Source organism: Arthrobacter mobilis (assembly GCF_012395835.1).
Taxonomy (GTDB): domain Bacteria; phylum Actinomycetota; class Actinomycetes; order Actinomycetales; family Micrococcaceae; genus Crystallibacter; species Crystallibacter mobilis.
Window position 1 is genome coordinate 424,497 of sequence record NZ_JAAZSQ010000001.1, and the last position, 12,197, is coordinate 436,693.

The following is a 12,197-nucleotide window of genomic DNA, read 5'->3' on the forward strand; positions in this document are numbered from 1 at the left end:
CTGCCGTTGCCGGCAGCGGCGGCCCCCTGGACGGGGCCGGCGGTTCAGAAATCCTCCGGACCGGGATTTCACCCCCCCAGTAACCGCCGGCCCTTCCCGGCCGGTCAGGTCCGGCCGGGTACTGGCCCCGCGCGCCCGCAGGCCCCACAATATGCCTATGGAACGGCCACGGTCCTTGTTCTTGTATCCTGCAGCCGCCGTCCTGGCCCTGCTGCTCGCCGCCTGCGACGCGGAATCCCCCGAGGGGCCGCCAGCCACCGGGCCGGCCACCTCCACGGCAACCCGCACGGCCTTGCCCGGCGTCGATGACCCCGTGTCACCCGGTGCCGTGTCCCCCGGGGCTACCTCGCCCGCTACGTCGCCCTGGGCCAGCCCGCCGGCCGCGTCGCCCGGAGCTACGGACGGGGCAGCCGCGCTGGCGGCTGCCCGGTCCGCCGTCGAAACCGCCGAGACCGCGGTCAGCAACGGCCGGGCGATCGACATCGAGTTCAGCAAGCGCCGGCAGGTGTGGGAAGTAGGCGTCATCAGCGGCGACACCGAATACGAGGTCAGGGTCTCGCCTGACGGCCGGGAGGTGCTGGACCGGGAGGACGACGGCGTGGCCGAGGCCGAAGACCGCCGCGCACTGGAGGCCGCGGACGTCCCGCTGTCCGAAGCCCTCGGCACCGCCCTGGGCGAGGTGGAGGGGGCCCTGGACGAGGCCTCCCTCGACACCGAGTATGGCCGGCAGGTGTGGGAGATCGAGATCGAGGGCGATGACGGCACCTCCACCGGCGTGGCGATCGACACCGCGACGGGGAACCGTATCCGGTAACGGCGGCGGAGTGCCCGGCCCAAGGCGGTAGTGTTTAAGCCTGTCCCGGGGTTCGGCTGAACTTCGGGTATTTGCGTTGCACTCTGCTGGATCCACCGCGGCTGCCGCCGTGGCCGGGAAGTAAGGAAAAGACCATGAGCCTGAACGGACTGCGCACTGCCCTGGCCCAGGACGCCTCGTTCGCCAAGGTCCGGGCCCAGGCAGCGAAACCGGCCGCCGGGCGCAGCGAGGATCTGCAGATCGGTGCCCCGCCCGGGCTGCGCGCGGCGCTCATCGCCGAAATGGTGGACGGTCTCTCCGCCAGCCCGGCAGCGGGCGACGGCGGGCGTACCGGGACCGGGCCGGTGGTCCTGGCCGTGACCGCCACCGGGCGCGAGGCCGAGGACCTGGCCGCCGCGCTGCGCTGCTACCTGCCGCCGGCGTCGGTGGAGGAGTTCCCCAGCTGGGAAACCCTGCCGCACGAGCGGCTCTCGCCGCGCTCGGACACCGTGGGACGGAGGCTGTCCGTGTTGCGCCGGCTGGCGCAGGCAGCCGGAGACGCGGCAGCCGGCGCGGCAGAGGAAACCGCCGGGCCGCTGAACGTCGTCGTCGCGCCGGTGCGGGCCGTGCTGCAGCCGCTGGTCAAGGGGCTGGGCGCGCTGCAGCCGGTCTCGCTCAAGGTCGGCGACGAGGTTTCCTTCGACACGGTGGTCCGCCGGCTCTCCGATGCCGCCTACGCCCGGGTGGACATGGTCACCCGGCGCGGGGAGTTCGCCGTGCGCGGCGGCATCCTGGATGTCTTCCCGCCCACCGACGACCACCCGGTCAGGATCGAATTCTTCGGCGACGAGGTGGATGCGATGCGCTGGTTCGCGGTCGCGGACCAGCGTTCCCTGGGCGCCGAGGGCATCAAGCACCCCACGCAGCTCTACGCGCCGCCGTGCCGCGAACTGCTGATCACCCCGGAGGTGATGAGCCGGGCCGCGAAGCTGAAGCCGCAGATGCCGGCGGCGGCGGACATGCTCGAGAAGATCGCCGGCGGCATCGCCGTCGAAGGCATGGAGTCCCTCGCGCCGGTGCTGGTGGACGCCATGGTGCCGCTGGCCGGGGAACTGTCGGAGGGCTCCATCGTCGTCGTCATCGAACCGGAGAAGGTGCGCGCCCGCGCCCACGACCTGGAGACCACCAACGCCGAGTTCCTCGCCGCCGCCTGGGCCACCGCCTCCGATGGCGGGGCCGCACCGCTGGACTTGGCCCTGCAGGGGGACCTGGAGACGGCAGGCTTCCGTTCCCTGGGCGAGACCCGCGCGACGGCGCTGGAACACTCGGTCTCCTGGTGGTCGGTCACCTCCTTCAACCCCGATGCCGAGACGGTCCTGGACATCGACACGCTCACCATCGCCGCACGCGAGCCGCGCGGCTACCAGGGCGACGTGGCCGAGATGATGGAGTTCATCGGCTCCCGCATCCGGGACTCCTGGCGCGTGGTGGTCGTGACCGAAGGCCCCGGACCCGCCCAGCGTCTGGCCGAGCTCTTCCACGACGCCGGCATTCCCGCCGCCCGGGTGGAATCCCTCATCGAGCCGCCGCAGCCGGGGATGATCGAGATCACCCGCGCCAGCGCCGGCAAGGGCTTTGTCTTCGACGGGCTGAAGCTCGGACTGCTCACCGAGGCCGACCTGCTGGGACGCACCTCCGCCGCCTCGACCCGCGACATGCGCAAGATGCCCTCGAAGCGGCGCAACGCCGTCGACCCGCTGCAGCTGACCGAAGGCGACTTCGTGGTCCACGAGCAGCACGGCGTCGGCAAGTTCGTGGAGCTGGTGCAGCGCTCCTCCGGGGGCGGACCCACCAAAACCATGCGTGAATACCTGGTGCTCGAGTACGCCCCGGCCAAGCGCGGCGCGCCCGGGGACCGGCTGTTCGTACCGACCGACCAGCTGGACCAGATCACCCGGTACGTGGGCGGGGACACGCCCGCGCTGTCCAAGATGGGCGGCGCCGACTGGGCCAGGACCAAGAACCAGGCCCGCAAGGCGGTCAAGGAGATCGCCGGGGAATTGATCCGGCTGTACTCGGCGCGGATGGCCTCCCGCGGGTACGCCTTCGGCCAGGACACCCCGTGGCAGCGCGAGCTGGAGGAAGCGTTCCCGTACGTGGAGACCCCGGACCAGCTGACCACGATCAACGAGGTCAAGGCCGACATGGAGCGCGAGATTCCCATGGACCGGCTGGTCTCCGGGGACGTGGGCTACGGCAAGACCGAGATCGCGGTGCGGGCCGCGTTCAAGGCCGTGCAGGACGGCAAGCAGGTGGCCGTCCTGGTGCCGACCACGCTGCTGTCCCAGCAGCACTACGAGACCTTCACCGAACGCTTCTCCGGCTTCCCGGTACGGGTCAGGCCGCTCTCGCGCTTCCAGTCCGCCAAGGAAGCCAAGGACACGGTGGAAGGGCTGAAGAACGGCAGCGTCGACGTCGTCATCGGCACCCACCGGCTGCTCTCCAAGGAGGTCGAATTCAAGGACCTGGGCCTGGTGATCGTGGACGAGGAGCAGCGCTTCGGCGTCGAGCACAAGGAAGCGCTGAAGAAGATGCGCACCAATGTGGACGTGCTCGCCATGAGTGCGACGCCGATTCCGCGGACGCTGGAGATGTCCCTGACCGGGATTCGCGAGACGTCCACCCTGGCCACCCCGCCGGAGGAGCGCCACCCGGTGCTCACCTATGTGGGCCCGTACACGGACAAGCAGGTCGGCGCGGCCATCCGGCGCGAGCTGATGCGCGAGGGCCAGGTGTTCTTCGTGCACAACCGCGTCTCGTCCATCGAGCGGCAGGCCGCGCGCATCCGGGAGCTGGTGCCGGAGGCCCGGGTCGAGGTCGCGCACGGGCAGATGAGCGAGGCGCGGCTGGAGCAGATCATCGTGGACTTCTGGCACAAGCGCTTCGACGTGCTGGTCTGCACCACGATCATCGAGACCGGCCTGGACATCTCCAACGCCAACACGCTGATCGTGGACCGCGCCGACTCCTACGGCCTGTCCCAGCTGCACCAGCTGCGCGGGCGCGTGGGCCGCGGGCGCGAGCGGGCCTATGCCTATTTCCTGTATCCGGCGGAGAAGCCGCTGGGCGAGGTGGCACTGGAGCGGCTCAAGGCCGTGGCCTCGCACAACGAGCTCGGCGCCGGCATGCAGCTGGCCATGAAGGACCTGGAAATCCGCGGCGCCGGCAACCTGCTGGGCGGTGAGCAGTCCGGCCACATCCAGGGTGTGGGCTTCGACCTGTATATCCGGCTGGTGGGCGAGGCGGTGGCCGAATTCCGCGGCGAGGCGGACGAGAAGGCCGCCGAAATGAAGATCGAGCTGCCGGTCAACGCTCACCTGCCGCACGAGTATGTGCCGGGGGAGCGGCTGCGGCTGGAAGCCTACCGCAAGCTGGCCGCCGCGCTGACCGGGGAGGCGATCGACGAGGTGGTGGCGGAGCTGACCGACCGCTATGGTGCGCCGCCGGCCCCGGTGCAGAACCTCATCACGGTGGCGCGGTTCCGGGTCGGCGCCCGGGCCGCCGGGTTGACGGACGTGGCCGTGCAGGGCAACTTCATCAAGTTCGCCCCGGCGAAGCTGCCCGAGTCCAAGGTCATGCGGCTGAACCGGATGTATCCGGGCTCGCAGGTCAAGCCTGCGCTGGACTTCATCCTGGTTCCCAAGCCAAAGACCTCGCGCGTCGGCGGCCGCGACCTGGCCGACGCCGAAATCCTCGAATGGGCGCAGGGAGTCATCGACGCGATTTTCAAGGAGTAGCGCGGACCGTTGCGACCGCGGCTGCCGGTGCCCGCGGGACGGCCGTCAGAAGCGCAGGCGGCGCACCATGTCCGTACGGACGGCCAGCTGGGCAAAGCTGAGCTGACCCCACGCCTGATGGGAATCGAGCCAGGCAGTCAGGCGGGACACCTCGGCCGGGTCCAGATCGCCGCGGGACGTGAGGCTGGCGAGCCGGTCGGGGCTTTTCGACTCGGTCAGGGCGAAGAGGGCCTCGGCCGCGGAGGGCAGGCCCTCGTTGACGGCGGCCAGGAAGCACACGATCGCCCTCTCGTCGGGAACCGGCTGGACGGCCGTTCCGCCGGAAGCCGGCACGGTGCTGCTCAGGGCAGGCGGCATGGCAAGCAGCAGCTGGCAGCTGTTGACGAACCGCTTGACCCGCCGGGGAGTGTGCCCCAGCAGCGGGGCCATGGATTCGATGACCTCCAGGTCGTCCGGTGAGAGCGCCAGCGGACTGGTTTCCAGGCGGAGCGTTTCACCGGAACGGGACAGCATTGCTTCGATGGTGCCGCTTTCCCGGGGGCCGACGCGCAGGGCCCCTTCCGCCGGGTTGTCCGCGGCCGGTTCGGGGCGCGGCCGCAGCGACGGGGCGAGCAGCCCGTGCAGCATGCGGGCGCGGGCCGCGGCCGGCAGGGCAGGGACCCGGAAGGGAAGCTGGAAGATCTTTTCAAGGTAATCCGCCGGCGTCGGAGGACGGTCCGGGGCGCCGGCGCCGCGCGGGGACCTGGCGCGCAATGCATGCAGCTGGTCCTTCAACGCGGCGCTGAGCCAGTGCGAATCCACCGCCACGACGACGGCAAACATGGGGAACGCCAGCAGCAGATGCACGGCCTCGAGGACTTCGAGCACCTTGGCCGGCGGACAGCGGTCCAGGTCGTCGATGTACAGGATGATCCGGTTCGGCACGGCAGCGTCCGGGGGCTGCGCCGCGCTGCCAGGTTCCACCGCATAGAGGTCGTTGTTGGCACGGATGACGTCGGACAGGCTCGAGAGGTCCCGTCGGACGGTGGCGAGCAGGCCCAGCCGGCGCCGGTAGTCGCCGCTGCGTTCGTCGGCGAAGTCGACCAGGATCCTGCCAGCGGTCAATGCGACGAGGCGTTGCTCGGCGGCCTGCTGCCGGGCCTCGGCCTGGTGCAGCTTGTCCCTTTCCGCAGCGCTCCGCTGCTCCAGTTCCGCCAGCTCGGCCTCGATCTCGCGCCTGCGCTCCTCGGCCGCTTCGACGGGCTGGCGGATCTGGTCGCGGACTTCGGCCACGGCCCGGCCGAATTCGGCCAGCCGCGCTTCCGTCCACCGTGCTCCCGAGCGCAGCACAGCGGCGGCAGTGCCGAGGAAAGCCGCGGCCCCGCCGAGCAGGGAGACCACCGCCGGTGCCTGCAGGGCGGCGAACACCCAGGCGGCCACCGGGACCGCCAGCGCACCCATAAGGGCCAGCACGAAATGCTTCTTGTTGGTCCAGTAGGGCCCCAGCAGCACGCGGCCATGCCCGGCGGCGGCCCGTACTTCGGCCATTGCCGCGGCCGCATCCGCCAGTGCAGCCGCCGGGTCGGCAGATGTGGCAGCCAGTGGCCGGGAACCCGGGCCCCAGAAGTCGTCCAAGGCCCGCTGGACAGACTTCAAGGCTACCTGCGGCCCGGATGCTTCCAGCCGGGCCCGCGCTTCCGCCCGGGCGGAGTCCACCGCGTTATTGGCCTTCTCCAGCTTTTCTTCGAGATCCTTCTGCTCGCTGTCGATCTCGTTGAGCACCGCTTTGAGCTGCTGGACCTGCCGGGCCTGGTCATCGCGCTCCTGCTGCACCGGGTCCCGGCGGGTTGTCAGCAGCGCCGCGGAATCCACGAGGCTGCCCAGCTCCCGGAAGAGCCGTTCGAGCAGCCCGGCCCACAGGTTTCCCTGGACGTATTCCCAGGCGTTGAATTCGATCTGCCGGATGTTCCGCCACACGGCGGCCCCGCCCTGCCCGCCCTCCGGCACGAGTGCCCTGAGCTGGTCCACCCGCTGCTTGATCGACCGCATGAGGAAACTTTTGCCGCTGCCCCAGTCGCCGAACAGCCCGATCGCCAGCGGAGGGCGCAGGTCCCGGGACGCGAGCAGGTAGGCGAACGCTTCGGCTTCGGTCCGGATCCCGATCAGATCGCGGTCCGCATCGATCTCGTCGGAGGAAAACCGCGGCACATCCACCGGCGCCCGCCGGTTTTCCCGCCGGAGCCACTCGCGCAGCTGGCGTCCTGTCGTCTGTTTCCCGGGGCGTTGGAGGGCGTCCAGGAACCGTCCATACGATCCGGTGACGGAGTCCAGATCCACGCCCCGGGACAGCAGGGCGGCGGAAAACGATGTCCGGAGCGGGGATTCGCCGGTGAGCAATGCGCCGAGCAGGTCCGCCAGGTGCACCACGGAAGCCTGCCCCAGTCCGGTCAATACCTGCAGGGTGGTGGACGAGAAGGGGACCGGGTCCGGGCCGCCGCTGCGCTCGGCAGCTTCAGCCAGGTCCGCCGCGGTCGGCACGGGATAGCCCGCCGGCAGCACGTCGCGGGCCGTGAGGCCGAAATGCTGCAGCAGGACCTGTGCCTCGCCGAATTCGTCCGGGTGCGCCAGCAGCACGCCCAGCAGCAGGTCCGCCGGTTCTATCTGTGCCCCGGAGGCTGTTCCAAGGTTCCGGTGGACCGCCGCAGCCCCTGCCCATCGGACCGCCTTGGCAGAGGAGGGGGAGAAGTCGGCGTCGAAACCCTGCAGCCGGACCACCTGCCACCACCTGATTCCTGCACGTCCGGGGAACAACGTCCCCGGACAGCTGCAGCCTTGCCGGAGCGAACGGCCACAGGGTACTGCGCCGGCGTTACAGCAGCGTTATGGCCGCAGCCGGCATGGCAGGACCGGGGGAGCGCTCAGAAGCCGCGCTGGTCCCGGGTCGGATCGGTGTTGGTTGCCGGCCCGGCAGAGGTGGCCCCGCCTTCGTCCGTCCAGTCGTTGCCCACGGTGTCCCGGCGGGCCGGGTCCGAAACGGTGCCGGGACCCGCCTCCGCCTTCTGCCCGCCGGTATGCAGGCGCTCCTTGATGCCCGGGACAACATTGCCCACGGAGTCCGTCACGGTGTGCTTCACCGTCTCCTTGGCCCCGCTGATCTTCTCCTGGGTGCGCGGATCCTGCCAGAACTTTCCGACCTGGGACTTCAGCTGCTCATAGCGCTGCCGGCCGGCCTTCGTGCCGAACACGTAACCGACCGCCAGTCCGGCGCCGAAAGTGAGGGCTTTCATCATGGCTTTGCTCCTGTCCTCGGTGGTTCCCTGGGTAGTTCCACGGCCCAATCTAGTGTCCGGGGCTGCGCCTGTCACCGGGCAGGCCGGTGCGGTCCGTTCCGCGCCGGTGCTACCTGGAGCCGAACTGAAGCCACAGCAGTACGGCGGCGACGGCGGCAGCCGGCACCATCCAGAGCCAGGCGCGGGCTGCGCGCCGGGGCCTGCGCTGACGCGTGGAGCCGGCCGGTGCGGCCGGGCCTGCGGCACCGGGGCCCTGCCCGGCCGGCAGCACGGACGGGATCATGCCGGTGCGCAGTTCCTTGCGCGTGGGCAGCGGATCGCCCGAGGGCGCGGCGACCAGCGGGACAATCGGGATCATGCCGGTCGGCGGAACAGGATCCGCGGATCCGGTGCGGATGTCGCGGCGGCGCGGGTACTGCACCATGTCGGCCGGATGGGTCATGACCTCAACTTTCAGATAAGGGACAAAAACAGCGGTGCGGTGACGGGCAGGATGCCGGCCTGCGGGGCGTCCGCACTGCAGCGGGCGGCAGACCGGAACGGACCGGCACGGCCTTAGCCATCGTATTCCGGCCGCACCTCCTGCGGCGGCGGAAGGGCCCGTTTGCCCGGGACTGTGCAGCAATCGTTATCCTGCCGCGGTCACGGTGCGGCGGTCCGGGAGCAGCTCCCGTGCGGCAAGGCTTTTCCTGCTCCGGCGTCCCTGCCATTCTGTAAGGACGGGAGCCATCAACGCAGGAGAGCAGCGATGAACCAGGTAAGCGGCAAAGTGGTCGTCGGCGTCGACGGCTCGGATTCCTCGATCGAGGCGCTGCGGCTGGCGGCCTTGCTGGCGCCCGCGCTCGACGCGCACGTCCATGCCCTGTACTGCTGGCATTTCCCCAGCATCTACGAAGGCTACGTCCCGCCGGATTTCGAGGCTTACGAAGGGGCGGCGGGCAAGGCCTTGGCCGAGGCGGTGCAGAAGGCGTTCGGCAGCGAGCCGCCTCAGGACCTGACCACCGAGCTGGTGCGCGGTCCGGCCCCGGAGATGCTGGTGCGGGCCGGGGACGATGCCCGGATGCTGGTCGTCGGCCGGCGCGGCCACGGCGGGTTCCGGGGCCTGCATCTTGGCTCGGTGAGCACTGCCTGCGTCGCCCACGCCGTATGCCCCGTGCTGGTCCTGCATGAAGACGGGAAGGCGCGGACGCACCACCACCGCCGGGAGGCGGCCGGGCGCGGGGAGCACGGCTGACACTGTCCGGGACCGCACAAGGCGGTGTGCCGCCCGGCCGGAAAATTCTCCTGCTGTAGAAATCAAGTCCCGTGCACGGAAATCCAAAACCGCCTGCCGCCGGGCTGGCTACGCTGGGCTCGACTCCATCCGCCCGAGCGAAACAGGGGATATCCACGTGGCTTCCGACTCTGCAGAACTGCTGCTGCTCAACGGCACCATCGATACGCTGGACCCGGCAGTACCGCGCACGCACGCCGTCGCCGTCGCCGGCGGGAAGATCCAGGCACTGGGCAGCGCCGCCGAGGCGCTGCGCGGACCGGACACCGCCGTCGTCGATCTGGCCGGCGCCTACGTGATGCCCGGCCTGCTGGATGTGCACAACCACCACATGGTCGCCGGGCAGATGGACCTGTTCGAACTCGACGCCCCGCCCACCCTGGACCTGGACGGCTTCCTCGAGGCCATCACCGCCCACGCCGCCGGGCTCGGCCCGGACGAATGGGTGGTCGGCGGCAGCTGGGGCTCGGGCCTGCTCAACGAGCTGAACACCCCCGGCGCGCTGGCCCGCTTCGATGCAGCCACCGGCGGCCGTCCGGCCCTGCTCAAGGATGACAGCAAGCACAACCGCTGGGCGAACTCGAAGGCCCTGGAACTGGCAGGCATCACCGGCACCACTGCGGATCCGGAGGGCGGGCAGATCCTGCGCGACGGCGCCGGCAAGGCCACCGGCGTGCTGATCGAGGCCGGCGGCGTGCTCGTGGAGAAAACCCTGGCCCGGCTGCAGCCGACCAGCACCGGGGATCTGGCCCGCGCCGCCGCCCGCGGCATCGAGATCCTGCATTCCTACGGCATCACCGGCTTCCAGGACGCGGCGGCCTCGCTGCAGCTGATGCGGGCGCTGAAGGACCTGGACGAGCGCGGCCGGCTGCAGGCCTGGGTAGTCACGTCCATGGCGGCCAACGACTTCATCTTCGGCACGGATCCGATCGGCGAAGGCATCATCGCCCACCGCGAGGAGGCCCGTTCCCGGCACCACCGGCCGGACTTCATCAAGATCTTCCTCGACGGCGTTCCGCCGGCCGGCACCGCCGCGTTCCTCGAGCCCTACCTGCCCGAGGCGGGCTTCCCCGAGTGCCACTGCGGCGGCACCACCATGGACCCGGCGGAGCTCGAAGACTGGCTGATGGGCACCGCTGCCCGGGGCATTTCGGCCAAGATCCACTGCACCGGGGACGCCTCCGTGCGCCTGGTGCTCGATACCGTGGCCAAGGTCCGCGCCGCCGGGTACACGGAGCCGAAGTACCACATCGCCCACGGGCAGTTCGTGCATCCGGACGACATTGCCCGCTTCGCGCAGCTGGACGTGACCGCCGACATTTCCCCGTCGCTGTGGTTCCCCGGGGTCATCTCCGAGGCGATTGCCACGGTGCTGCCGCCAGAGCGGGCCTCGAAGATGCAGCCGAACCGGGCCCTGCTCGACGCCGGCGCCCGGGTGGCCGGCGGCTCGGACTGGCCGGTGAGCGTGTCGCCGAACGCCTGGGAAGGCATCTACGGGCTGGTGACCCGCCAGGACCCGACCGGGCAGTTCCCCGGCACGCTCTGGCCGGAGCAGGCGATCACCTTGGACGAAGCCATCCGGGTGTACACCACCGCCTGCGCCGAGGCGATGGGCGTGGACGATGTCACGGGCTCGCTGACCCCGGGCAAGTCGGCGGACTTCATCGTCCTGTCCGCCAACCCATACGAGATCGGCATCGACCAGGTCCGCTACCTCACCGCGCGGCAGACCTGGTTCGCCGGCGTGAAGGTGTACGACGCCGGCGCCGCCTCAGCTGCCGGACCCGGCGCCGGGACGCTGGCCGAGGTCCGCTGACCCGTCCACTTTTCCTGGCTCTTTTCCAGTTCTTTTCCTGAGTTTCCTGACTGAAAGGGACGCCATGTCCACACTCCTTGCCCCCGCGCGCCGCGGTGCCGGCACCGACCGCGGGATCTACACCTACATTTCGGTCTTCAGCGCCGTGCTGTACATGGTCCTGCTGATCGCCCCGGTCATTGCCGGGAAGCTGGTCCAGCAGTTCGGGCTGACCCCCACCGAGCTGGGCATGCTGTTCTCCCTGGAGCTGGGCGCCTTCAGCCTGGCGACCGTGCCGGCCTACCTGTGGCTGCGCCGGGTGAACCTGGTGACCGCCAGCTACGCGTTCACGGCCGTGGTCATTGCCGGCAACATTGTCTCCGGCTTCCTGGACAGCTTCGCGCTGCTGGTCGCGGCCCGCGTCATCACCTCGCTGGCAGCCGGTTCCATTACCGTCATCATCCTCACGCTCAGCGGCAGGACTTCCAACCCCAGCCGGGCCTTCGGCATCTTCGTGGTGTTCCAGCTGATCATGGGCGCCATCATCCTGGCGGTCTTCCCGGCCCTGTTCGCCGGCACCGGCGTGGGCGCGATCTACTGGACCATGGCCGCGCTCTCGGCCTGCTGCCTGACCGTGGTGCGGATGATCGACGGCGAGGTGCTGCGCCGCGAGCCGGCGGCCGCCGAGGGCGGTTCCCGGACCAAGGTGCCGGCCGGCAAGTTCGTCACGGGGCTGGCCGCCGTCCTGCTCTTCTACGTCGGCCTGAGCGGTGTCTGGTCCTTCATGGCGCAGATTGCCGGCGGTGCCGGGATCGACCTGTCCACCGTGAGCGTGGTCCTGGCCATTGCCACGGTGCCCGGCATCATCGCCCCGCTGGTGGCGACCGTGCTCGGGGACAGCCCCCGGCGCCGGATCTTCCTGCTCATCGGCTACGTCGGGCTGGCCGCCAGCGTGGCGCTGCTCTTCGGGCTCTCCGGACTCGTGCAGTTCGCTGTCGCGGCCATGATCTTCAAGTTCGCCTGGACCTTCATCCTGCCCTACCTGCTCTCATCGCTGTCCGACCTGGGCGGCGGCGGCCACGTGATGAACACCACCAACCTGATGATCGGCACCGGGTTCGCGATCGGCCCGATCCTCAGCGGGGTGCTGATCGAGTCCTCCGGAGGTTTTGGCGGCATGCTGGCCGTGTCCCTGGGCTGCACGCTGGTGTCCCTGGGCTGCGCCATGGCGATCCAGCGGAAGGCACCCTCGGCCTGATCCGGCGCGGGT

At 70.2% G+C, this 12,197-nt stretch carries 8 protein-coding genes; 5 read left to right on the forward strand and 3 right to left on the reverse strand.

Translation table 11 applies throughout. The features are described 5' to 3' along the window. The first annotated feature begins 175 nt into the window (after positions 1 to 175). Positions 176 to 814: a PepSY domain-containing protein gene (locus HGG74_RS02000; protein ID WP_205761139.1), complete on the forward strand. Its 639-nt coding sequence runs from the start codon at positions 176 to 178 to the stop codon at positions 812 to 814. A gap of 134 nt (positions 815 to 948) precedes the next feature. Then, positions 949 to 4,590: a transcription-repair coupling factor gene (gene mfd / locus HGG74_RS02005; protein ID WP_168484648.1), complete on the forward strand. Its 3,642-nt coding sequence runs from the start codon at positions 949 to 951 to the stop codon at positions 4,588 to 4,590. Positions 4,591 to 4,635: 45 nt separating this feature from the next. Here mfd and HGG74_RS02010 read toward each other — a convergent pair whose 3' ends face one another. The 3 genes from HGG74_RS02010 to HGG74_RS02020 all read right to left on the reverse strand — a co-directional run bounded on the left by HGG74_RS02010 (position 4,636) and on the right by HGG74_RS02020 (position 8,301). Continuing rightward, on the reverse strand, positions 4,636 to 7,344 hold the full coding sequence (locus tag HGG74_RS02010) for a P-loop NTPase fold protein (protein ID WP_168484649.1): 2,709 nt from the start codon (positions 7,342 to 7,344) through the stop codon (positions 4,636 to 4,638). A gap of 143 nt (positions 7,345 to 7,487) precedes the next feature. Continuing rightward, entirely contained in the window at positions 7,488 to 7,859 is a 372-nt protein-coding gene (locus HGG74_RS02015; protein WP_168484650.1) for a YtxH domain-containing protein, read from the reverse strand. 109 nt (positions 7,860 to 7,968) lie between these two features. Continuing rightward, the gene (locus HGG74_RS02020; RefSeq protein ID WP_168484651.1) at positions 7,969 to 8,301 is read right to left on the reverse strand and encodes a hypothetical protein; all 333 of its coding nucleotides are present in this window, start codon (positions 8,299 to 8,301) and stop codon (positions 7,969 to 7,971) included. A gap of 306 nt (positions 8,302 to 8,607) precedes the next feature. On the opposite strand from HGG74_RS02020, the gene HGG74_RS02025 reads away from it, so the two are divergent. The 3 genes from HGG74_RS02025 to HGG74_RS02035 all read left to right on the forward strand — a co-directional run bounded on the left by HGG74_RS02025 (position 8,608) and on the right by HGG74_RS02035 (position 12,185). Next, complete coding sequence (locus HGG74_RS02025; protein ID WP_168484652.1) at positions 8,608 to 9,093, forward strand: universal stress protein; 486 nt, start codon at positions 8,608 to 8,610, stop codon at positions 9,091 to 9,093. A gap of 157 nt (positions 9,094 to 9,250) precedes the next feature. Then, positions 9,251 to 10,948, forward strand: coding sequence for an amidohydrolase (locus HGG74_RS02030; RefSeq protein WP_168484653.1), 1,698 nt, complete (start codon positions 9,251 to 9,253; stop codon positions 10,946 to 10,948). Between the two features lie 64 nt (positions 10,949 to 11,012). After that, on the forward strand, positions 11,013 to 12,185 hold the full coding sequence (locus HGG74_RS02035; protein WP_168484654.1) for an MFS transporter: 1,173 nt from the start codon (positions 11,013 to 11,015) through the stop codon (positions 12,183 to 12,185). The last annotated feature ends 12 nt before the right edge of the window (positions 12,186 to 12,197 follow it).

Bases quoted from the DNA above. Each gene is read 5' to 3' on its own strand.
- mfd (WP_168484648.1), top strand. From the start codon at position 949: ATGAGCCTGAACGGACTGCGCACTGCCCTGGCCCAGGACGCCTCGTTC.
- HGG74_RS02015 (WP_168484650.1), bottom strand. From the start codon at position 7,859: ATGATGAAAGCCCTCACTTTCGGCGCCGGACTGGCGGTCGGTTACGTG.
- HGG74_RS02020 (WP_168484651.1), bottom strand. From the start codon at position 8,301: ATGACCCATCCGGCCGACATGGTGCAGTACCCGCGCCGCCGCGACATC.
- HGG74_RS02025 (WP_168484652.1), top strand. From the start codon at position 8,608: ATGAACCAGGTAAGCGGCAAAGTGGTCGTCGGCGTCGACGGCTCGGAT.
- HGG74_RS02035 (WP_168484654.1), top strand. From the start codon at position 11,013: ATGTCCACACTCCTTGCCCCCGCGCGCCGCGGTGCCGGCACCGACCGC.